The organism is Vibrio sinaloensis DSM 21326 (genome assembly GCF_000189275.1).
GTDB classification, from domain to species: domain Bacteria; phylum Pseudomonadota; class Gammaproteobacteria; order Enterobacterales; family Vibrionaceae; genus Vibrio; species Vibrio sinaloensis.
Genome location: NZ_AEVT01000062.1, coordinates 49,397 through 72,741 on the forward strand (window position 1 = coordinate 49,397; position 23,345 = coordinate 72,741).

Genomic DNA, 23,345 nt, shown 5'->3' on the forward strand with positions numbered 1-23,345 from the left:
GGTGTTACCTTAATATGTGTGTTCGTCAGGAATGATAAAGGTCATTCGCGTGTATTGATTATTTACCGCTTCAATATTGAGAGCGGCAATGCGGCCGAATTTGTTGGTCAGGCGTTTATCAACAATCTGCATTCCCAGCCCCGTGTGCTCTTGTGGTGGCGCAGTATAGCTCCCTGCATTGTCTTCCACTATCACCTTTTCACCTTGTGCCACTCTTTCACTGTAGATACGAACTTGACCTCCTTGCAATAAATTGGAGATCCCATGCTTTATCGCGTTCTCGACTAAAGGCTGGAGTGTGAAGCTAGGCAGTTTTCGATTGAGTAACGTATCGTCAATACAAATATCGACCTCTAAGCGGTCAGTGAAACGCGCTTTTTCAATGGTTAAATACGCATTCACATGCTCTAATTCTTCTTTTAGTGTAACCGTTTCAATATCTTGTTTTAGGTTACTGCGGAAAAATCGCGATAAGTGTTGAATCAACTCACGTGCTTTGGTCGGGTCACGACGTACCACTGCACTGATGGTATTCAGAGCATTAAACAGAAAATGCGGGTTAACCTGAGCGTGCAACAGCTTTATCTCTGCTTGGGAAAGTAACGTTTGTTTCTGTTGATAATCACCAAACAGTATTTGGCTAGAGAGTAACTGGGCAATGCCTTCAGCCATCGACATATTGATGGTGGAAAACAGCTTTCTTTTGGGCTCATACAGTTTAATCGTCCCAATGACGGAATCCCCAGCCCGCAACGGAATAATCAGTGCAGAGCCAAGCTTACACTCCGCGGATATCGAGCACTGATAAGGTTTTTCTGCACCATCGAGATAAATGATGTCATCTTGTTGGATAGCGTCGAGAGTACTTTGTGAGGAAATAGGGGTGTTGGGTTTATGGTGGTCATCGCCAATACCAACAAAGGCGAGTATCTTTTCATCATCGGTAATAGACACCGCACCCACATTGGTCTCCTCATAAACGATACGAGCAATTTTCTCTGCATTTTGCACGTTAAAACCAGAGGCTAAGATGCCTACGGAACGTTCGGCAATATTGAGCGCTCTACGCGAAAATGTTGCCGAGTACTCTTCGAAGATAGTTTTGCGATCCTGCAGTATGCTCATAAACAGCGCAGCACCCACGGAATTGGCAATGATCATTGGAGCTGCGATTGCTGAGACCAGCGCATAAGCTTGATCAAAAGGTTTGGCTACGATCAGAATGATCAGCATTTGTACAATTTCAGCGATCAAAGTAATGGCAAATACGACACTTGGATTAAACAGTTGGTCAGATTTATTCTTACGTACAAAGTAGATGTGGAATAGGCCACCAATCAATCCTTCCGCGGTTGTCGATATCGCGCAGGCTAGGTCGGTAAACCCGCCCAAAGAGTAGCGATGTAAGCCACCTGTTAAACCAACAAAAAAGCCCACGACAGGTCCGCCAAACAAGCCCCCCATGACAGCTCCGATAGCACGAGTATTGGCGATTGCATCATTAATCTGCAATCCAAAGTAGGTCCCCATGATGCAAAATAGAGAAAACAGCACGTAGACACTCAATTTATGGCTAAGGCGATTAGAGACATTGAGCAATGGCAAAAAGATGGGGGTTTTACTGAGCATATAAGCAAGAACCAGATAAACGCACATCTGTTGCAGTAGAGAGAGGATGAGATCCATATAAACTTTGCCTAGTGATTTTGCTTTATTCTAGTGAAGTTTTCTGTCGGAAAGTATGGTTAAGCTTGCAGATCTGTCGAAAACACAGTAATTAATTGGAGTGTAAATATAAGTTTACACTGGTGTTTTTTGTAGTTTACGGTTGAAAAATTAATTTAGCCTGTTAATGTGTGCTTATTCACCACTCAATGCTATTGAATTATTGGGTGTAAAACAAAATTTACAGGTTGATGGTTATGCAGAAAAGTGAACTAAGTAATATTAATATCAGTGATGAACAAGTTCTGATTACCCCAGAAGAACTTAAAGCGAAGTTGCCACTGAGTGATAATGCCCGTCGCTTTATTCAACAGTCACGTCAAACCATTGCCGATATTATTCATAAAAAAGATCACCGTTTACTGGTTGTGTGTGGCCCTTGCTCTATTCACGACCTTGATGCTGCGAAAGAGTATGCGAAGCGATTAAAACAGCTGTCAGAGCAATTGAGTGATCAACTGTACATTGTTATGCGTGTTTACTTTGAGAAGCCGCGTACCACTGTGGGTTGGAAAGGTCTCATTAACGACCCTCATCTCGACGGGACTTTCGACATTGAGCACGGCCTTCATGTTGGTCGCGAGTTATTAGTTGAACTGGCAGAGATGGAGATCCCACTGGCAACAGAAGCTCTTGATCCAATCAGCCCCCAATACCTTGCTGATACATTTAGTTGGGCAGCCATTGGTGCTCGTACTACTGAATCGCAAACCCACCGAGAAATGGCAAGTGGCCTTTCAATGCCAATTGGTTTCAAAAACGGCACTGACGGCAGCTTAGCGACAGCAATCAATGCGATGCAAGCCGCTTCATCTAGCCACCGCTTTATGGGGATTAACCGTGAAGGTCAAGTTGCCCTTCTAACAACACAAGGCAATCCTAATGGCCACGTGATCTTGCGTGGTGGTAAACAGACAAACTACGATTCTGTTTCTGTTACTGAATGTGAGCAAGACATGGCGAAACACGGCCTAGATGCTTCGTTGATGGTTGATTGTAGCCACGCCAACTCACGCAAAGACTTCCGTCGTCAACCTTTAGTGGCAGAAGATGTCATTCATCAAATTCGCGAAGGTAACAAATCGATTATCGGTTTGATGATTGAAAGCCATATCAACGAAGGCAATCAGCCGTCAGATATACCGCTCAATGAAATGCAATACGGCGTTTCTATTACCGATGCCTGTATCAATTGGGATACAACTGAGGCACTATTACGTCATGCGCACGAGGAGCTAGTTCCTTTCCTAGAAAATCGCTTGAAAGGGTAGATAGGATCGCCTGATCCTAAAGAGCACAAGGAATATCAATGGCCGTTGAATTGAATGAATTGCGTGACCAAATAGACGCAGTCGATAAACAAATTCTGGATTTATTAGCACAAAGACTTTCTTTAGTTGAGAAAGTCGGTGAAGTGAAAAGCGAGCATGGGTTGCCGATCTATGCGCCTGATCGCGAAGCGGCAATGCTGGCTTCTCGCCGTGAAGAGGCTGAGAAAAAAGGTGTTCCGCCTCAGCTCATCGAGGATATTTTGCGCCGTACTATGCGCGAATCGTATGCCAGTGAAAAAGACTCGGGCTTTAAATGCCTAAATCCTGATTTACGCTCTGTGGTAATTGTCGGTGGTAAAGGTCAACTCGGTGGCTTGTTCGGACGTATGTTTACCTTATCTGGCTACGATGTGAAAGTGCTGGGCAGTCAGGATTGGCACAAGGCGGACGAAATACTGGATAACGCTGGAATGGTGGTTGTCACGGTGCCGATTCACCTCACTGAAGGCGTGATTGAGCGGCTGTCTTCGTTACCAGAAGATTGCATCTTGTGTGATTTAACCTCGATTAAGTCTAAACCGCTGCAAGCCATGTTAAACGTGCACCAAGGCCCTGTCGTAGGTTTGCACCCTATGTTTGGCCCCGACGTACCAAGTCTAGCCAAGCAAGTTATCGTGTACTGTGACGGACGTGGTGAGGAAAGTTACCAATGGCTATTGAAGCAGTTCTCTATCTGGGGAGCAAGCTTGTGCCAGATAGATGCGAAAGAGCACGATCATGGTATGACGTTAATCCAAGCACTGCGCCACTTTACGTCATTTGCGTATGGTCTACATCTAAGCCGAGAAAATCCAAGCATAGATAAGCTGTTGCAGCTGAGTTCTCCGATATACCGATTGGAGTTAGCCATGGTTGGCCGTTTGTTTGGTCAAGATCCAAATTTGTACGGTGATATCATTCTTTCATCGGATGAAAACATCGAGATGATCAAGCGCTTCCACCGTTGTTTCGGTGAGGCTCTAAACATTCTGGATGGTAAAGACAAGCAAACCTTTGTTGAAAGCTTTAATAAAGTGAGCGACTGGTTTGGTGATTATTCACAGCAATTTATGCACGAAAGCCAGAACTTACTCAAACAGGCGAATGATTCTATCCATCGTGGCTAAACATGAGCAATGAAAAAAGAGCGACCATTAGGTCGCTCTTTTGTTATTGATGCAGTATCTATTGAACAGTAAGAATATCGGTTGATGGTTCTTGGTCATTTTTAACCGTGTCGACAGAGCTGTCTTGATATGGTTTGTTCGTTAAGTTCACTTGTAAGCGAACCGTGTTATCAATCAGCTTAACCAATGGTGCCCACTTCACTTTCTTCTCTTTTTCAAACAGGTAGTTAAAATTCTCTGGGCTCCAGTCCATAGTGTATTGAGGGTTGAGAGGACGGCCCAAGAAACGCACTTCGTAATGTAAGTGAGGGCCCGTCGAGTTACCTGAATTACCGCAGGTTGCAATCAAATCACCTTTACTGACAAACTGACCACTGCGAACTTTAAAGCGTGATAGGTGAGCGTAAGAGCTCATAAAACCGAAAGAGTGTCGGACTGTCAGGTAATTTCCGTAGCCTTTGGAGCTAGGTCGTACCGTTTCTACCACCCCATCTGCGGGAGCATAGATCTCTTCGCCACGCTTACAGGTAAGGTCGATACCCGAATGAGTGTGGCGCTTACCAGTAATCGGATTGGTTCGACGACCAAAAGAGGAAGAGATACGTTGGTATTGCATTGGACTGTCGTTTGGAATCATGCGGAACATGGTTGCGCGCACGGCAGAATCGACAGCTGCCGCATCAAGGCGATCTTCTAGGTTGTAATCACCTAAGCTCTCTTCATTCGCTAAGCCCAATACCGATTCCACATCGAAGACACGTTTACCCAGTAGGGTGATTTCATTCTTCTTATCTTCCAGCTCTTGAGTTACGGCATGAGTTTCATTGATCTGCTCTGCGTATAACTGCTCCAACTCAGCATTTTGCTGTTCTGCTTCACTCAACTGAGCTAATAGCTGGTTGTATTGCGCCTGTTTGGTTAGATCTTGTTGCCAGTTATGATAGAAATAAGCTCCAGCCGCTAAGGTGCCTAAAGGAATGGCACTCAGCAAGCAAATAAGCGCTTTTCTTGATACATGGAAGTGTTGCATCCCAGCAGACGCTGGAATGGAAATGGTTATTTTGTTAGACATACTGCTTTCGTCAGGTGTATTCACCTAGGTCAGATAAGTGCTCGATATCTCGATGCAGCAACTCATCATCACCTACATTCAATTCTACTAATCGCTTCAGATGTCCGATACTCTCAATATCAATATGATCAATGCTTAGACGAATCATATTGTTATTAAGTCCAACAATATTCCCTGTAAGTTGGATCGTGACATCACTTCCTGGAAGCGTAAACTCAACATCAACTTGTTCATTCACATCCAATAGGGCAGATTGTTGGCAATCAATCAATAAGCCATGCAAGGACAAGTCACTGATTGAGGCATCAACGGCACTCATACCTTGACTCAATACTGCTTGGGCGCGATAAACAATACGCGAAAAACGACGGCGTTCTATCATAGTCTTCTCTCTTAATTCGAACTCTCAGAGTACCAAAATTAATAGCCGAGCTATGCGGAGTCGTTCGCATTATTTAGCTTCTCAAAGTAGGCCGATTACCCGTATTGTGAGCTATATAATAAAGGCCGCTAATTTAAGCGGCCTTTGAGCAAATTTCAAGCGCTTGTGTTTACACTTAGCTAATTACTTAGCAATACGCTTGTATTTGATGCGATGCGGCTCTGCTGCTTCAGGACCTAAGGTCTTCTTCAGCCACTCCATGTACTCAGTATAGTTACCTTCGTAGAAGTTCACTTGGCCTTCGTCACGGTAGTCAATGATATGAGTCGCGATACGGTCTAGGAACCAACGGTCGTGTGAGATAACCATCGCACAACCAGGGAACTCTAGTAGGGCTTCTTCTAGTGCACGCAGTGTTTCAACATCAAGGTCGTTGGTTGGTTCATCGAGCAGCAGCACGTTACCGCCAGCTTTTAGCAGCTTAGCAAGGTGTACGCGGTTACGTTCACCACCTGATAGCTCGCCAATCACTTTTTGTTGGTCACTGCCTTTGAAGTTAAAGCGTGAACAGTAGGCACGAGCAGGAATTTCGAAGTTGTTGATCTTGATGATATCAGCACCTTCAGAAATCTCTTGGTATACCGTTTTCGTGTCATCCATAGAATCACGGAACTGATCCACAGAGGCAAGCTTAACCGTCTCACCCATTTCCACTGTACCGGAATCAGGCTGTTCAGTACCGCTTAGCATCTTGAATAGGGTGGATTTACCTGCACCGTTGGCACCGATAATGCCGACAATCGCACCTTTAGGAATGCTGAATGAAAGGTCATCGATTAGCACGCGGCCGTCGAAAGACTTGCTGAGGTTATTTACTTCAATAACCTTGTCGCCTAGACGCTCACCAGGTGGGATGAACAGTTCGTTCGTTTCGTTACGCTTCTGACGATCACCGCTTTGCAGTTCTTCGAAACGAGCCATACGCGCTTTAGACTTAGACTGACGACCTTTAGGGTTTTGACGAACCCACTCAAGTTCTTTCTCAATCGTCTTCTGACGAGCTTTTTCTTGAGAGGCTTCTTGTTGCAGACGCGCGTCTTTTTGCTCGAGCCAAGAAGTGTAGTTGCCTTGCCATGGGATACCTTCACCACGGTCAAGTTCAAGAATCCAGCCTGCCGCGTTATCTAGGAAATAACGGTCGTGGGTGATCGCCACAACAGTACCGGTGTAATCCACAAGGAAACGTTCTAGCCACGCAACAGATTCAGCATCCAAGTGGTTGGTTGGTTCGTCGAGTAGTAGCATATCTGGTTTAGAAAGAAGCAGGCGACAGATTGCTACACGGCGGCGTTCACCACCAGATAGGTGTTCAATTTTCTGGTCCCATTCTGGTAGGCGCAATGCATCCGCAGCGCGCTCTAGAGCATTTTCTAGGTTGTGACCTTCTTTAGCTTGGATTAGCGCTTCAAGCTCACCTTGCTCTTTTGCTAACGCATCAAAGTCTGCGTCAGGTTCAGCGTAGGCTGCATATACTTCATCAAGACGCTTCATTGCACCTGCAACGTCAGAAACGGCTTCTTCGACAATCTCGCGAACCGTTTTGGATTCGTCTAGCACTGGCTCCTGAGGGAGGTAACCAACGTTTAACCCCGGTTGTGGGCGCGCTTCGCCATCAATATCGGTATCGATACCCGCCATGATACGCAGTAGGGTTGATTTACCTGCACCGTTTAGACCCAAAACACCGATTTTAGCGCCAGGGAAGAAGCTTAGAGAGATGTCTTTCAGAATTTGACGCTTAGGTGGCACAATCTTGCTCACCCGCGACATGGTATATACGTATTCAGCCATTGCCGATCGTTCCTAAAATTTCAATTCACGTAAATGGCTATTTTATACCAAGACGAGGCGCTTTGTTACTCCCTATAACGTCTTCCAATTAAAATGGTCCTCTCTATTGATGCTTTACTGACCAAGCTTGTGTGCAAAGCAAGCGGAGCGTCACAGTTGTGTGAATTTATTATTATTTACATCTAGGAGCTTTACAGGACTGCGTAGAATAAGCCTTAATTAGGAACTTAATTGACTATTCTCAACGGGAAGAGAATCTATGATGCTGACGTTTTCCAAGCCGCTGCATCGCATTCCTTCATCTTTGCTCGCTCTAGCATCGATGGTTTGCAGCGCAAGTTATGCCTCTTCAGCAATGGCACTCGACTTAACACAACAAAGGGCTATCTACGACCAAGCTCAGAGCTTATTAGACAAAAAGGATGTCGCTGGTTTCCAAGCCATCCGCAATCAGATCGCTAACTACTCACTAACGCCGTACGTCGACTATCGTGCCTTTCTTATCGATATTGGTCAGAGAACGCCTGCGCAAGTAGAAGCGTTCATCGCAGAACATAAAACCTTTCCATTTTCTGGACGTATTCGTGCACCGTACATAAACAGTTTGGCTAAACAGAAAGACTGGCAAACCTTACTTGAATTTCAGCAGGTTGAGCCGCGCGGGGAAACGTATCAATGTCACTACTACAACGCTTTGTACCAACAAGGTGATAGCAAACGTGCTTTTGTTGGTGCCGAAAAATTGTGGCATTCAGGTAAGTCGATCTCATCAGCATGTGACCCGTTATTCAGCGCTTGGGATAAGGCGGGATTAAGAACGGATGAGCAGATATTGCAACGAATGCAGCTGGCATTTGAAGCGAGAAACGGTTCATTAATGAACTACTTAATCAAGCAAGTGGATTCTGACAAAGCGAAACAACAAGCGAATGAAATGAAAGCTTTGTTCAGCAAGCCTGAAACAGTTGCTCAATTTGCGCGATCTCATCCAGCCACCGATTTTTACCGTCAACAGGCTGAGCAAGGTTTGAGAAAGCTGGCCAGAATAGATGTAAAGCAAGCTCAGAAACGCTACGCTGAAGTGGTGAAAGCGCAGCAATTTTCCACGGAGAAAGCGCAGCAGTTGGCGGATTATTTAGCGTTTCGTTTAATCAATACTGACTCAGACGCATTGGCCAAATGGCGAGATAGTAAAATTGCAACATCAAGCAGTGATGTTCTGATTGAGCGTCGTGTTCGCTTGGCGATTCAACATGCCGATTGGCCCGCAATTCAGCGCTGGATTGGCCTTTTATCCGAAGACAAGCAAACCAGCTTACGTTGGCAGTATTGGCTGGGGCGCAGTGAAATTGCGTTAGGTGACAAAGCTAAGGGCCAACAGAGAATGGAGACATTGGTTGGTCAACGGAACTTCTACAGCGTAGCGGCAGCAAAAGAAGTGCGTCGCTCGATCAACTATCCGGTGTCCAGTTTACAGCTCGATAAGACGGTGATTGCGGCATTTAACCCGTCATTGAATCGTATTGCTGAGCTAGTTGAGCGAGATAAAATTGCAGCGGCTAAAAGTGAATGGCGTTGGCTTCTACGGCGTGCAGATGCCAAGCAAAAAGAGATGCTGGCAGCTTACGCGTCTTACAAGCGTTGGCATAATCTAACGGTAACGGCGAGCATTGAAGCGAAGATGTGGGATAACATGCGACTGCGCTTCCCGGTTGCTCATCGCTGGTGGTTTGATTTCTATGGTGAGAAGCACAGTATTAACCCGATCACTTTGATGTCTTTGGCTCGACAGGAAAGTGCCTTAGATGTGGAAGCGCGTTCGCCAGTCGGAGCTCGCGGTATTATGCAGATCATGCCGACAACCGCGAAATACACGGCTCGCAAATATCAGCTCAGCTACCAAGGCTCCAACGACTTGTATCAAGTTGGCAAGAACATAGAAATTGGCAGCCATTACTTGAAAGGATTATTGGAGCAATACGATAACAATCGAATTTTCGCATTTGCTGCGTATAATGCTGGACCACATAGAGTGAAAACTTGGCGCGGACGTACCCAAGGTAAATTAGATGCCTATGCGTTTATAGAAGCGATTCCGTTCAAAGAAACGCGAGGGTATGTACAAAACATTTTGATGTTCGAAACCTATTATCGAGACCTTCTTGGTGTAGATGGTGCTTTCCTCAATCAAAATGAGATCGCGACTAAGTACTAGAAGGCAGTGAAATTAAATGGCAGCACAACCTGAGTATACCGACTGGCAACAGATCTTAGATTTGATTAAAGACAGCAGTGAAAGTGGTCAACATGAAATGTTGCTGACTATGCTGCTGACCTCTGACGAAAGGGATGCCTTGATTGCTCGAGTGAATATTTTCAGAGAGTTGTTACAAGGCGATTTATCACAACGCCAAATTAGTCAGATGTTGGGGGTGGGTATTGCGACCATCACTCGCGGCTCGAATGAGCTTAAGTCGAAAAGTGAACAGGAAAAACAGCTCTTGGCGATGCTGCTGAAAAATTAAATTAATTATCTGCGCGTGAATGACTGCAAATAAACAAAAAGGTGCCTCCTGAGGCACCTTTTTTTAATGCTTATGCTTTACGCCAGATTGTCTGGGAAGTGTTCAGGGTTGGTGAAAGGGATGAGTGCCAAAATCAGCGCTTGGTGGTACACACTGCTTCGAGTGAGTAAATTATTGGTTAGTAGGCCAATTGCTCCACCTTTTTGTTTGATGTTGTCAGTGGCAAATACTTCGTCCATCACATCGCCCAGTTCATTAGCTTGCGTCAGCTTTTCTTGCACAACAGGGGGCAGCATAAGACTGGCCGAGCGAGATTGCCCGCGTTGGCGTTCTGACTCAATCACCATCCAAGCAAAGGTGACTCCATTTTCAATGCCAGCTTCCAAGCCGACATAAAAATCAGCGCTTGGCGTGCTGGATTTTGCATTCGCTACACGATTGAGTGCACCTTGGTAGGTTTCGTCGTTGCTCATGGGTTGATCGGCCACACCACTCGCAACACTCGTACCAATAAACTCGAACTCTTGCTCGGCGAATGCGGCTCTAAACGCACTCTCAACAGCGTTAATCTTGGCGGGGTTAAGCGAAGCTACAATAACTTTCTTCACTGACATCAAGGTCTCCTTGGGCATTTTTAGCGTTGAGCTGTAATTGCTCGACAGAAAGAGGCGGCGAGAGGTAATACCCTTGCATGTAATCACATTGATTGTTTGCAAGCCATTGATGCATCTCTTTGGACTCAATCCCCTCAGCGGTCACTAGCATAGACTGAGAGTGGCAAAGGTCAACCAAAGGTTTTACGACGGTTTGATTGTTGGTTTTTGTCAGGGCTTCAAGAAACTCGCGGTCAAATTTTATTTTCTGAACCGGATATTCAACCAATTGAGTTATGGAAGTATAACCCGAACCAAAGTCGTCAATGGTCAGCTTAAAGCCCATTTGGGAAAGCTCGTACAGTAATAAATAGCTCTGAGAGTCAGAGGCGAAGGTTTCCGTGATTTCAAAATCAATCAGTTCAGGGGTAACGGTATACTGCTGCGCTAATAAATTGATATCTTGCGCAAGCTGTAACGAATCGAGTTCAGCCGATGATAAGTTAATCGACAATTGAATCGGGTGCTCGAAGCAGGCTTGGATAGTCGCAAAATCTCTAAAGGCTCGTTTCACTACCCAGCGGTCGATGGTACCAAATAAACCGATTTGCTCTGAGATAGGGATGAACTCGCTAGGGTTAACGGTACCAAGTTTAGGCGACTCCCATCGCAAAAGGGCCTCCAATCCTTTCACTTCCAATCCACTGCGATCAAAATAAGGTTGGTAAAGTAGTTCAAACTCTTGATCAAGGTTACATGCTCGCAGAGCGCGCTCAATTTGAGAACGACGACGAACGATTTGATCCAGTTCTTTGGAGTAATGAGCGATTTGGTTTTTGCCTGCACGTTTCGCTTGATACATCGCCGTATCAGCGTTGGATAAGAGATTGGTCAGGTCCTGGCCATCTTCCGGGTAAGAGGCAATCCCGATACTGGCGGTGATTGGGAAGTTTCCAAGCGGTGAGTTCGCACTGTTTTGAATCGGGTCCAAGACGGCTTTTGCGATTTCCGGTGCATAGCTAATGTGTGGATGAGAAGACGAGATAAAGACAGCAAACTCATCCCCTGATAAGCGTGCGGCGAGACATTTTACACCGTATTTATGTTCGTATTCATTGCAGCGCTGGCGAATATGTTCGGCAAAATTAACCAGTAATGAATCACCAATTTGATGACCATATTTGTCATTTACATATTTAAAGTTATCAAGGTCGATGTACAGAATCCATGCTCGGCTATTCATCAGCTTGTTAGCGATGGTTCTTTCAACAAACATTTGGAACTGATAGCGGTTGGCCAACTGCGTTAGGTGATCATTTTCTGCCATCGCTTTGGTTTTCTGATAGCTAGAATTGAGCTCCTTGTACATGTCGTAAAAGCGAACTGACAGACGACCAATCTCATCATCGATGCTCAAGCGCTCAATGTTGGAACGCTTTCTTTGCTCGACCTCTTGAAGCTGGTGATCCAAACGAGTAATCGGTTGAATCACATGGCGGTAGAGTAAGAAAAGCAAGATCATTACTGTCGCTAGTGATGATGCACCAAACGCGAGTAGGAGTTTGTTTTCGATTTTATTGAGTTGTTGATCCAATAAGTATTGAGCGGGATCGAGAACGGCGTAGAGATTGGGTTTTAGCTCAACCGATTGAGTTAATCCTGACTTCTTAACGGGCTCTGGCGCAAAAAAGATGCTGCTATCGTTATCAAACTCTAACAGTCGCTTAAGCTGATCAAAATTCTCTAACGAAAGTGAGACAACAACGAAAAAAATCTGCTCTTTGTTGTAGCTTAAGGGAGAGGTGAAGGTGTCGTCGTCGAGCACATCATAACGAATAAGGATGCTCTGTCCTTGATAGTTGTTAGCAAAGCCAGTATGTGAAAGCTGTCCGGTTTGATTGTAGATATAGCGAACGTACTTAAGGACATTCTCATCCAAAGTCGCAAAGGGGTCTGCCTGGTTATCGGCATAAAAGCGAACCTGCTGATTGCCATCGACAATCGCAACGGCAATATCATCTTCACCCGTTGGTTGTAGGTTATCGATTGTCGTCTGTAAATTTTCTATCAACCGCATCTCTCGATATGGGTTATCCGGTTGGCTAAAATAATGACGAATAATGTCGCTTTTGATGAGCGTTAACGAGTAGCTATTGATCAATGATACCGATTGACGAAAGTGGCCTGCTAACTTTTCCATAGTGAGCTGCAAGTAACTATTTTCCCTTTTGATCAGGGTGTCTTTCTGGTTGATATAGATACTGTAGCTAGACATTGCTGCACTGAGCATAACAACGGGTGCAACTAGCAACAAAACCCTAGTACTGAGTTTCATGATTCTTAACTATTCGGTTGAGTATTTTTGTTCGTAAGCTAATGTTTTTTGCGGAAAGCTCTCCGTCGATTTGACCGCTTTCTACTCTTTCTGCTTCTGGAAATAATGATGCATCATTTCGATACCAATCTGGCATCTGTTTTAGTGCACTTAAGTTCGGTGTTGCAGCTTTGATATCCATTGCATTAATTGCAGCCACCTTGGGATCGGACAAGAAGTTCAAAAAGGCTTTGGCCGCACGTTTGTTCTTTGAATGGCTGCTGATCGCGAGGCAATCCACCCACAGATAAAGCTGGCCTTCAGGCACGATAAATCCCCAAGCATCGCGGCCAAATAATCGGTTTAGCGAATATTGATCCCCACTGTAAGCAAGTGCGAGCTGCATCTCATCGGCGTTGGATTGGCTGCGAAAGTAACTCAAAATGTATTCAAATGATAAGACTCGCTGACTGAACTCTTGTAGAGCGGGATAAGCTTGCTGGATCTCTTCGCGACTTTCCGTCGTTGGTGATACGCCTAGGCTATAAAATAAAGGTAAGAAAGATTCCACCGTATCATTGATCATGCCGATCTTGCCCCATTGTGCTTGTGGGGGATTGACGAAATCGTGCCAAGTGTTAGGTGGGGTAGAGACGAGGTCTTTTCGATAAGTGATACCGACAGTGCCCCAAAAGTACGGTACCGCGTAATCACCGCAGGCTTGGTTCCACATTGAGGCATTGTGTTTTCGGTTGGGGAGTTTGGATAAGTTTTCGAATCCACCTAGCTTGCCATAAATATTGGCCGACACATTGTCGAGCACAACAATATCAAACGGTAGCTGGATGTTTTTCATCATCAACAGGCTACGTTCATCATCATTGTCAAAATGAGAGCGTTGCAATGGGGTCGAATGAGTGTCCTGCCAAAGGTCTACAACTCGTGGAGATAAGGTATCTTCCCAGAGGTATACATTGAGTGGAGTTTCCTTGGCAACGGTTGAAAACGAAAGGGTTAAAATGATAACGAAAGAGGTGAATACTCTCATACTGACTGGGTTACTAACCTTAACTGAAAAGTCCATCCATGCTTATCAGAGTCAGTACAGTGGGCTGACACAATCCGAATATGCAACTTAATATATGAATACTAAGGAGATTAATAAATCGTGCCAGCTTCTATATGAAATTATTTGAGCTAGGTAGATTAATTTACTGCAACTTAACCTGTGTTGGTTTCACATTTTCAGTAGGGTAACAACCAAGCACTTTCAAATGTTTTGTGATCTTGGTTAACTCATTGATGGCTTGTTGCATTTCAGTTGAGTCGAGATGGGAAGCCAGATCAACATAAAACATCTCCTCCCATGGATTGCCCATGATTGGACGAGATTCGAGCTTAGTCATGTTAATGCCATAGCGCTGCAGTACCAAAAGCGTCTCAACCAGAGAGCCCGCTTCTTGAGATGTAGACATAATGAGAGTTGTCTTCGCTGGGATCTGGGTCGATACTTCAACAGGTTTTCGTGCCACAACAATAAAGCGAGTATGGTTTTCTGTTTGGTTGGCGATGTTACTCTGAATAGGCTGCAACCCATAGAGTTTGCCACTGGAAGCATTGCCGATTGCAGCCACATCACTGCGGTTCATCTGTTGCACTTTCTGCATCGCATCTGCAGTACTCGCGCAAGATTCGAGTTTAACGCCTTTCAGCTTACTCAAAAACTCGCTGCATTGCTGATGCGGTTGTGGGTGAGAGTAGAGCGTTTTTAGCTGCTCTAAACGAATGTCAGTTGTTGCAACTAAGCAGTGTTCAATAGGCAAAGTCAGCTCACCGACAATATATAAGGTTGTATGTTGCAACAGGTCGTAGACTTCATTGATTGAGCCTGAGCTGGTGTTCTCTATTGGTAACACGCCGAAATCGGCATGGCCAGATTCAACGGTATGGGCGACTTCTCTGAAGTGCTCACAGTTGAGCTCAATCAGTTCGGTATTTTTGCGACTGAAATACTCGCGGCTCGCGAGGTGAGAATAAGAGCCCTTTGAACCAAGAAATGCGACACGAGCAAGCGGTTTACGGCTGAGCTCTGGGTTAGCCAGATTCTGCAAGTATGACTGCTGCAACAACACTGAATCTTCAATAATTGTATGGAAGAGCTTAGTAATGTACTGCGCATCTAACTGGTATTTATCTTTGCCCGCATTGATTAATTTGACGAGAAGTTGTTGTTCACGGCTAGCGTCTCGAACAGGCTTGGATGTTTGAACTTTACTCTTTGCTACTTCGATACTCATTTGTCGGCGCTCGGACAATAACTTGAGTAGTTGGTCATCAAGCTCATTAAGTCTTAAGCGAATTTCTTCGAGCGAGTATTTTTGTTCAGTCATCCTGTATTCCTTAAAAATAAAAAAGCCTCCCTTTGGGAGGCTTCCTGTTCGTTTTTGACTTATCTTTCGAAAACGAGAGAGCCTCCAAGCTTAGTGGAGAAAAAAGAAGTCAAAAAAGAACAGGTTTGGTGTACGCATATATTCATTTAATTTTTTGTTGAAACCGTCAAACACAATAAGCAACCACCCGTTTAGCGTCAAGCAAAAAAATAGCGCCAGTCGGCGCTATTTTTTAAATCCTTATTCAACACGATTTATTCGGCTTCGAGCTCTATTTCTTCTAGCTCAGGTTTCTCAGCTCGGCGAGCTTCAGGTTTGTGGCGCAGTTTGTTTAGCTGACGTTCTAGTTTCTGTTCTACCTCGTTAACGGCAGCGTATAAATCTTCATGGGTTGCAGACGCGACCAGTTGGCCTTTTGGTACGGTGATGACAGCTTCGAATTTCTTCTGTTTGTTCGGCTCCTCGCTGAAGCTTGCCTGGCACCCAATAATGTCTACTTGCCACTTTTCTAGTTTCTTAAATTTGCTCTCAATATGATTGCGGATTGCAGAGGTGATGTCGATATTCTTACCAGTGATGTTTACTTTCATAGATGTTTTCCTCTGTTTCATCCCTCATGGGTTGAGTTCAGATTACCGCTACGAGGTAAAAATAACGTGATCTATGTCACTTTTTGATTGGGGTTTTTAAGCACTGAATTTAAACGTGATCTATCTCAAAATGCAGGAGGATTTCGATACGAAAAAGCTTGTATCGGCAGAGAATCTCATTAGATTGGAAGGGGTAAGGTACTAAAAATCATCCGCTTTTTAGGGAGCTTATTCGGCTTAACGAAAAGGCCTGCCTAAAGATTGACCATGCCATATTTGTGAATTCTCTTCCAAAACCCCTTCTTATCGATTTATCCAGCTTAACGCTCTTAAGTCTTTATTCAATGATGACTGGAAAACCCATCAACGGCAGATTGTTTGCAGAGCGATTCTCTCTTAACGCTTTAAGAGCTGCGAGTTGTTTGTAAATCACGAAGTACCGATTGATATTGGCAACATAATGGACAGGCTCTCGCCCAATGTGTCGTCGAGCCATGATTTCAACGTTTTTAAACCATATATTTGGGTCATAACCTTGCTGGGAAGCCAGTTTTCTCATTCTACGGATGTTGGCAGGGCCTGCGTTGTAAGCTGCTAATGAGAAGTAAACTTGATTATCTTTGTTGATCGAATCGTCACTGAAATAACGATCTTTTAAGAAACGCATGTACTTGATACCAGCGTGAATGTTGTTATCCACTTCGTAGATGTTAGGAATATTCACATTGGGATCTTTCGCCGTGCTGGGCAGAACTTGCATTACACCAACAGCACCTTTGTGGGACACTTTACTTTGATCAAGCCCTGACTCCTGGAACCCTTGAGCGGACATCATTAACGGATCGAACTGATATTGCTCTGAGTATTGTAAGAAGATTTCTGATAATGCTTCTAAGCGGTTGATGTGATTAGGGTTGAGAACTTTTTTTAACCAACGCGTATCGTCGAGATATTTCCCGTAAATCACATTGCCCAACAAGGTACCCGAACGCGCACTTTTTAGGTATTGGTTGACGAATGATTGCAATTTTGGGCTTTGCTCGCGCATTGCCCACGCTATCTCACCATTATCACGTAAAGGGATAATGTCATGAACTTGAATGTTTTCCATCACTTTGAGCCAGAGCTCGGTTTTATGACTATCCAAAATGGTGGCTTGAATGTGACCTTGATTGACTAGTTCAACTAATTCAATGTCTTGCAATGTTTCTTCGACAAAGCGAACGATAACAGGAGGGCGATCCTTTTCATCAAGTAATTGATTGAGTTTCTGCAGGCTTTCAAAGTAGCTTGAGCTGGCCCTAACCCAGACTTCTTTGCCACTTAATTGCGTTATGTCAGTAAAAGCGGGTATTGAAGCGTGAGTGACGAGCAACTCCTTAACGTCTCTTAGTACTGGCATACTGAAATCAATCCCCTTATCTCTTGATGGGGTGATCGTTAAGTTAGCAACGATTAAATCACCATAACCTTGCTCTAGCGAGGGGATCAATTCGTCTCGGTGCACAGGGATGACTTGAAGGTTGAAATACGAAGAACGCTGTTTGAGCTGTTTTTCAAAGTGGTAAAGCAATTCAGCTAAGATCCCTTTTGGCTTACCATCTTCAACATAGTAAAAACCTAAGTCCGCGGCAACGAGGACTCGAATTACCCCTTTCTTCTCCAACGCAGGAAGATCGCCAAAGTAGGGCTCTTTCTGTAATGGGGATAGGGACAAAGCTTGAACTTTGGTCATTGAAAAGATCAATAGAACAATGAATAAGACAGCGCGAAACATTCACTAACCTCTTAACTTTATTAGTTAAAAGTAGCTTGTGTGTCGTCATTCAGCCAATTTTGAGTATAAAAAAACCGCTTCGATTAGGAAGCGGTTTAATTTTAAGCGGCTCTAGACTAGAGAGGGTTGAGCTCAATCAGCTGTTGAGTGCGCTTAATAGCGTCTTCTAGGCCAAGTGCTTTATAAGCTTCAAGCTGTATTTGCAGTGATTCACGAGCCGCAACGGTATCGGGATAGGTTTTTTGCAACTCTTGTGTACGATTGATGGCTGCGATCCATGCTTCACGACGTAGATAAAAATCAGCCGTAGCGAGGTCATATTCAGCAAGACGGTTTTTCAACGCGAGCATGCGTTTCTGTGCATCTTCTGCGTATGGGCTTGTAGGATAGCGTTCTAGCAGACGTTTAAAATCTGCAAAGGCTTTCTTTACTGGCTCTGGATCGCGATCACTACGATCAACGTTAAAGAGGTCGTGCATAAAGTTACGATCTTGCGCCATGTGGGTCAGTCCACGCATGTATAGCACCCAATCCAATTTTTCATGAGTAGGGTTAAGACGAGTGAAACGCTCAATGGTCGCCAAGCCTAGCGCTAGGTCATCGTTTTTATAGTAAGCGTAAATCAAATCCAGCTGTACTTGCTCTGAGTAAGCCCCGAATGGGTAACGAGAGTCCAAGGCTTCCAACTGACTGATGGCAGAGAGCCAGTTACCGCTTTGAAGCGAAATCTGGGCTTCTGAGTACAGTTCAGACGGTGGCACATCTGGCACAATCTCTTCGCTGCTTGAACAGCCAACCAGTACAGATAACGCCAATAAGCCAGATAAAGTATGCTTTTTCATGTCAGGATTCGATTCCTTGAGATAATTATTTCTGCTGCTTCCGTTACTTTCTGGACAGTAACGGATACAATGTCCAATTATACCCGATCAACTCGGTCAATTGAGTTGTGGTGAGTAGCCTATTTTTCCACAGTAGTGACAATTAGTCCCACAGTTTTTAAAAAAGTTCGATATGGCTCAGCAGATTGAATTAACCAATACAGTAAAAGATAGCCAATTAGGTCAACGTCTTGACCAAGCTATCGCCGAATTATTCGCCGATTTTTCACGCTCGCGACTTAAAGAGTGGTTACTTGCCGGTAAAGTGCAAGTTAACGGAGAGGTTGTGACTAAACCTCGTACTAAGGTCATGGGTGGTGAAGAAATTATTCTGCAAGCGGAACTTGAAGATGAAGAGCGCTGGGAAGCGCAAGACATTCCTCTCGATATCGTTTATGAAGATGATGATATCTTGGTGATTAACAAGCCGCGTGGTTTCGTTGTTCACCCGGGAGCAGGTACGCCTGATGGTACAGTGCTTAATGCGCTGCTTCACCACTATCCGAGCATCGCAGAAGTACCGCGAGCTGGTATTGTTCATCGTCTTGATAAAGACACCACTGGTTTGATGGTCGTTGCTAAGACTGTCCCGGCACAAACTCGCCTAGTTCGAGCTTTGCAGAAAAAGCGCAACTTTGTTCGTGAGTATGAAGCGATTGCGATAGGTCGTATGACTGCTGGTGGTCGAGTTGAGCAACCTATTGGTCGCCATTCAACTAAGCGCACTTTGATGGCGGTCAGCCCTATGGGGAAACCAGCGATTACTCATTATCGTGTTGCTGAACATTTCCGTGAACATACTCGTATTCGATTACGTCTAGAAACTGGCCGTACTCACCAGATTCGTGTTCATATGTCTTATCTTCAGCATCCGCTGTTAGGTGATAGTGCTTATGGTGGTCGTGCTCGTATTCCAAGTGGAGCTTCCAACGAGCTAGCTGAGAAGATTCGTGGCTTCGATCGTCAAGCTCTGCATGCGGTTATGTTGAAGTTTGAACATCCAATCACTGGTGAAGAAGTAGAGTTCCATGCTCCAGTGCCGGACGATATGGTCGAAATGGCCGAAGCTCTTCGTCAAGATACTCAAGAGCATGGCTTAGAAGACGAGTTTTAATCGATGGATATGATTATTCCCAACTGGCCAGCACCTAAAAATATCAAAGCATTTGCATCAACGCGGCTTGGTGGTCAGTCTTGTGGTGTTTACCAAGGGCTGAATTTAGGGACTCATGTTGGGGATGATATCATCACCGTTCAGCACAATCGGCAGTGGTTAGCCGAGCAAGCCGAGATGCCTTCCGCTCCGGTTTGGTTAAACCAAACACATTCTACACGAGTGTTTGAGGCTGTTGCGCCTAGCGACGTTGCGTTGGATTGTGATGGTGTTTTTACGCGTGCAAAAGGGGTTGTCTGTAGTGCAATGACCGCAGACTGCTTGCCTGTTTTGCTTACCAACCTAGATGGAAGTCAAGTCGCTGCCGTTCATGCTGGGTGGCGAGGCCTTGCTGATGGCATTATTGAAAACGCTATCAGCCAGTTTGACTCACCGGTGATGGCGTGGATAGGCCCTGCGATTGGCACTCAAGCGTTTGAAGTCGGTCAAGAGGTCGTTGATATCTTTTGTGCCGCAGACCCAAAAGCTATTAGTGCATTTAAAGCCAAACCCCAACCTACGAAATATCTTGCTGATATGAACTTGTTAGTGACTCAACGCTTGAATAGTGTGGGTGTCGAACAGATCTATTACAGTGACCTGTGCACTTATCAAAATCCCCAACAGTTTTACTCTTATCGTCGAGATGGTACGACTGGTCGTCAAGCTAGTTTCATTTGGATAGAAAGCTAACTCCCTATTCATGAAGATGATTTTATCTTCTTTCCTCCCTTGAAAATCTGTCTTCGTGTAGCCATCTTTCATACTGATTAATGATTTCTTCTCAGTTGAGGTTAGGAAGGTAGTTATGCGTCTTGACAGATTCACTAGCAAATTTCAAATCGCGATATCTGACGCACAATCGTTGGCGTTGGGCCGTGATCACCAGTACATAGAGCCAGTCCACTTAATGGTCGCTTTAATGGATCAGGACGGCAGCCCCATTCGCCCTCTATTAACTATGTTAAATGTGGATGTTACTCACCTGCGTTCTAAGTTGAGTGAGATTTTGGATCGCCTACCAAAAGTGAGTGGCATTGGTGGTGATGTGCAGTTATCTAGTGCGATGGGCACCATGTTTAACTTGTGCGACAAGGTGGCTCAAAAGCGTCAAGATGCCTATATCTCTTCCGAAGTTTTCCTTTTAGCAGCGATTGAAGACCGAGGTGCTCTCGGGGCGCTATTAAAAGAGCAAGGGCTCACTGAAGCAAATGTAGCTGAAGCGATCGATAAAGTTCGTGGTGGTCAAAAGGTCAACGACCAAAATGCCGAAGAGCTTCGCCAGGCTTTGGAGAAGTTTACCATTGACCTCACTGAGCGAGCGGAGCAAGGAAAACTTGACCCGGTTATTGGTCGTGACGATGAGATTCGCCGTACCATTCAAGTTCTACAACGCCGAACAAAAAACAATCCAGTTATTATTGGTGAACCTGGGGTAGGTAAAACGGCCATTGTAGAGGGGTTAGCTCAACGAATTATCAACAATGAAGTGCCTGAAGGTTTGCGTGGCCGCCGAGTGCTTTCACTTGATATGGGTGCTCTGGTTGCTGGGGCAAAATATCGTGGTGAATTTGAAGAAAGATTAAAATCCGTTCTTAATGAGCTCTCTAAAGAAGAAGGTAACATCATCCTTTTTATCGACGAAATCCATACTATGGTTGGCGCAGGTAAAGGAGAAGGTTCGATGGACGCCGGCAATATGCTTAAGCCAGCTCTTGCGCGAGGTGAGCTCCACTGTGTTGGGGCGACGACTTTGGACGAATACCGCCAGTACATAGAGAAAGATCCAGCTCTAGAACGTCGATTCCAAAAAGTGCTGGTGGATGAGCCTTCTGTTGAAGACACCGTGGCTATTTTACGTGGCTTGAAAGAGCGTTACGAACTGCATCATCATGTAGAAATTACCGACCCAGCGATTGTCGCTGCTGCGAGCTTGTCACATCGGTATGTTTCTGATCGCCAATTACCAGATAAAGCGATCGATTTGATTGATGAAGCCGCTTCTAGTATTCGCATGCAAATTGATTCCAAACCTGAATCTCTCGATAAGCTAGAACGCAAGATCATTCAGCTTAAGATAGAGCAGCAAGCGTTAACTAATGAGCACGATGAAGCCAGTGAAAAGCGTCTCAATATTCTTAATGAAGAACTAAGCGAAAAAGAACGAGAGTTTGCTGAACTGGAAGAAGTTTGGAATGCGGAAAAAGCGGCGCTGTCAGGAACACAACATATTAAATCTGAACTTGAACAAGCTCGTATGGATATGGAGTTTGCACGCCGCGCGGGAGATTTAAACCGCATGTCTGAGCTTCAATACGGACGCATTCCGGAGTTAGAGAAGCAATTAGATCTGGCGACACAAGCTGAGATGCAAGAAATGACGCTCTTGCGTAATAAGGTGAGTGATAACGAAATTGCAGAAGTACTTTCTAAGCAAACGGGGATTCCGGTTTCTAAGATGCTAGAAGCGGAGAAAGAGAAGCTGCTACAAATGGAACAGTTTCTTCATAAGAGAGTAATTGGTCAGACGGAAGCTGTAGAAGTTGTCGCAAATGCTATTCGTCGTAGTAGAGCTGGACTTTCTGATCCAAACAAACCAATTGGTTCTTTCTTGTTCCTTGGACCTACGGGAGTGGGGAAAACAGAGCTATGTAAGACGCTCGCTAACTTTATGTTTGACAGTGAAGATGCCATGGTACGCATCGATATGTCTGAGTTTATGGAAAAACATTCAGTGGCACGGTTAGTTGGTGCTCCTCCTGGCTACGTCGGTTATGAAGAGGGAGGATACTTAACAGAAGCTGTTCGTCGGAAGCCTTATTCGGTCATCCTTCTGGATGAGGTGGAAAAAGCGCACCCAGATGTGTTCAATATTCTTTTACAAGTACTCGACGATGGACGTTTAACTGATGGGCAAGGTAGAACGGTAGATTTTCGTAACACAGTCGTGATCATGACTTCGAATCTCGGCTCTTCCCGAATTCAAGAAAATTTTGGTGCTTTGGATTATGAGGGAATGAAGCAGCAAGTTATGGAAGTGGTCAGTAAGCATTTCCGTCCAGAGTTTCTGAACCGTGTTGATGAAAGCGTGGTGTTCCACCCATTGGCTCAAGAGCATATTAAGTCCATTGCGTCGATTCAGCTCAAACGCCTTTCGGAAAGAATGGAAGAGAAAGGCTATTCACTAGAAGTTTCGGAAAAAGCGCTCGATTTGATTGCACAAGTTGGCTTCGATCCGGTGTTTGGTGCGCGACCATTGAAGCGTGCCATTCAACAAAGCGTTGAAAACCCGTTAGCTAAAGCAATCTTAGCTGGGAAAGTGATTCCAGATAAAGCTGTTAAATTGCTGGTAAACAATGATCAAATCATCGCACACCAATAATCGTTGACTCAGAAAAGGCCCTTTAGGGCCTTTTTTGATGGTATTTGACTCGCTTTGGATGATTTGTGACCGAACAACTCAAAAGTATAAGTTTTTTTCCAAATTGCTCTTGTGCTATTTCAATAACTCCCTATAATGCGCCTCCGTTGTCACGGGAAACCACGGCAACTAACGGTTAGAAAGTTAAGCAGTTAACTTTAAGAGAAATAACAAAAAAGTGATTGACACTCAATGTTATCTCGATAGAATGACCGTCCGCTTTGAGAGTGTATC

General features: G+C 44.8%; 18 protein-coding genes and 1 other annotated feature. Of the genes, 7 read left to right on the forward strand and 11 right to left on the reverse strand.

Annotated features, from left to right (window positions below):
• Positions 1–9: 9 nt before the first annotated feature.
• Positions 10–1,686, reverse strand: coding sequence for a sensor histidine kinase (locus RH45_RS11225; protein WP_008077189.1), 1,677 nt, complete (start codon positions 1,684–1,686; stop codon positions 10–12).
• A gap of 236 nt (positions 1,687–1,922) precedes the next feature.
• On the opposite strand from RH45_RS11225, the gene RH45_RS11230 reads away from it, so the two are divergent.
• Complete coding sequence (locus RH45_RS11230) at positions 1,923–2,996, forward strand: 3-deoxy-7-phosphoheptulonate synthase (protein ID WP_008077190.1); 1,074 nt, start codon at positions 1,923–1,925, stop codon at positions 2,994–2,996.
• Between the two features lie 38 nt (positions 2,997–3,034).
• Positions 3,035–4,162, forward strand: a complete 1,128-nt coding sequence (gene tyrA / locus RH45_RS11235) for a bifunctional chorismate mutase/prephenate dehydrogenase (RefSeq protein ID WP_008077191.1) — start codon at positions 3,035–3,037, stop codon at positions 4,160–4,162.
• 58 nt (positions 4,163–4,220) lie between these two features.
• Here tyrA and RH45_RS11240 read toward each other — a convergent pair whose 3' ends face one another.
• From RH45_RS11240 to ettA, 3 genes are all read right to left on the reverse strand, one after another.
• Complete coding sequence (locus RH45_RS11240) at positions 4,221–5,234, reverse strand: M23 family metallopeptidase (RefSeq protein ID WP_008077192.1); 1,014 nt, start codon at positions 5,232–5,234, stop codon at positions 4,221–4,223.
• Positions 5,235–5,244: 10 nt separating this feature from the next.
• The gene (locus RH45_RS11245; protein ID WP_008077193.1) at positions 5,245–5,616 is read right to left on the reverse strand and encodes a PilZ domain-containing protein; all 372 of its coding nucleotides are present in this window, start codon (positions 5,614–5,616) and stop codon (positions 5,245–5,247) included.
• Positions 5,617–5,799: 183 nt separating this feature from the next.
• On the reverse strand, positions 5,800–7,467 hold the full coding sequence (gene ettA / locus RH45_RS11250; RefSeq protein WP_008077194.1) for an energy-dependent translational throttle protein EttA: 1,668 nt from the start codon (positions 7,465–7,467) through the stop codon (positions 5,800–5,802).
• Between the two features lie 259 nt (positions 7,468–7,726).
• Between ettA and sltY the strand changes: the two genes are divergently transcribed.
• Complete coding sequence (gene sltY / locus RH45_RS11255; RefSeq protein WP_008077195.1) at positions 7,727–9,682, forward strand: murein transglycosylase; 1,956 nt, start codon at positions 7,727–7,729, stop codon at positions 9,680–9,682.
• Between the two features lie 16 nt (positions 9,683–9,698).
• On the forward strand, positions 9,699–9,992 hold the full coding sequence (gene trpR / locus RH45_RS11260) for a trp operon repressor (RefSeq protein ID WP_008077197.1): 294 nt from the start codon (positions 9,699–9,701) through the stop codon (positions 9,990–9,992).
• A 77-nt stretch (positions 9,993–10,069) separates the two neighbouring features.
• On the opposite strand, the gene yjjX is transcribed toward trpR, so the two are convergent.
• The 7 genes from yjjX to RH45_RS11295 form a co-directional block, all read right to left on the reverse strand.
• Complete coding sequence (gene yjjX / locus RH45_RS11265) at positions 10,070–10,606, reverse strand: inosine/xanthosine triphosphatase (protein WP_008077199.1); 537 nt, start codon at positions 10,604–10,606, stop codon at positions 10,070–10,072.
• Complete coding sequence (locus RH45_RS11270) at positions 10,572–12,920, reverse strand: putative bifunctional diguanylate cyclase/phosphodiesterase (RefSeq protein ID WP_008077201.1); 2,349 nt, start codon at positions 12,918–12,920, stop codon at positions 10,572–10,574. The genes yjjX and RH45_RS11270 overlap by 35 nt, the downstream gene beginning before the upstream one ends.
• On the reverse strand, positions 12,904–13,947 hold the full coding sequence (locus tag RH45_RS11275) for a polyamine ABC transporter substrate-binding protein (RefSeq protein ID WP_008077203.1): 1,044 nt from the start codon (positions 13,945–13,947) through the stop codon (positions 12,904–12,906). The genes RH45_RS11270 and RH45_RS11275 overlap by 17 nt, the downstream gene beginning before the upstream one ends.
• A 163-nt stretch (positions 13,948–14,110) precedes the next feature.
• Complete coding sequence (gene pheA, locus RH45_RS11280; RefSeq protein WP_008077205.1) at positions 14,111–15,289, reverse strand: prephenate dehydratase; 1,179 nt, start codon at positions 15,287–15,289, stop codon at positions 14,111–14,113.
• Positions 15,290–15,304: 15 nt separating this feature from the next.
• Positions 15,305–15,425 (reverse strand) — a sequence feature (Phe leader region).
• A 118-nt stretch (positions 15,426–15,543) separates the two neighbouring features.
• Positions 15,544–15,879 (reverse strand): ribosome hibernation-promoting factor, HPF/YfiA family, encoded by a 336-nt coding sequence (gene hpf, locus RH45_RS11285; protein ID WP_008077206.1) that lies wholly within the window; start codon positions 15,877–15,879, stop codon positions 15,544–15,546.
• 337 nt (positions 15,880–16,216) lie between these two features.
• The gene (locus tag RH45_RS11290) at positions 16,217–17,656 is read right to left on the reverse strand and encodes an MltF family protein (protein ID WP_008077208.1); all 1,440 of its coding nucleotides are present in this window, start codon (positions 17,654–17,656) and stop codon (positions 16,217–16,219) included.
• 116 nt (positions 17,657–17,772) lie between these two features.
• Positions 17,773–18,498, reverse strand: coding sequence for an outer membrane protein assembly factor BamD (locus tag RH45_RS11295; protein ID WP_008077210.1), 726 nt, complete (start codon positions 18,496–18,498; stop codon positions 17,773–17,775).
• A gap of 172 nt (positions 18,499–18,670) precedes the next feature.
• Between RH45_RS11295 and rluD the strand changes: the two genes are divergently transcribed.
• The 3 genes from rluD (at position 18,671) to clpB (ending at position 23,072) form a co-directional block, all read left to right on the forward strand.
• Positions 18,671–19,651: a 23S rRNA pseudouridine(1911/1915/1917) synthase RluD gene (rluD, locus tag RH45_RS11300; protein WP_008077216.1), complete on the forward strand. Its 981-nt coding sequence runs from the start codon at positions 18,671–18,673 to the stop codon at positions 19,649–19,651.
• A 3-nt stretch (positions 19,652–19,654) separates the two neighbouring features.
• Complete coding sequence (gene pgeF, locus RH45_RS11305; protein ID WP_008077218.1) at positions 19,655–20,383, forward strand: peptidoglycan editing factor PgeF; 729 nt, start codon at positions 19,655–19,657, stop codon at positions 20,381–20,383.
• 115 nt (positions 20,384–20,498) lie between these two features.
• Entirely contained in the window at positions 20,499–23,072 is a 2,574-nt protein-coding gene (gene clpB, locus RH45_RS11310; protein ID WP_008077220.1) for an ATP-dependent chaperone ClpB, read from the forward strand.
• Positions 23,073–23,345: the final 273 nt, after the last annotated feature.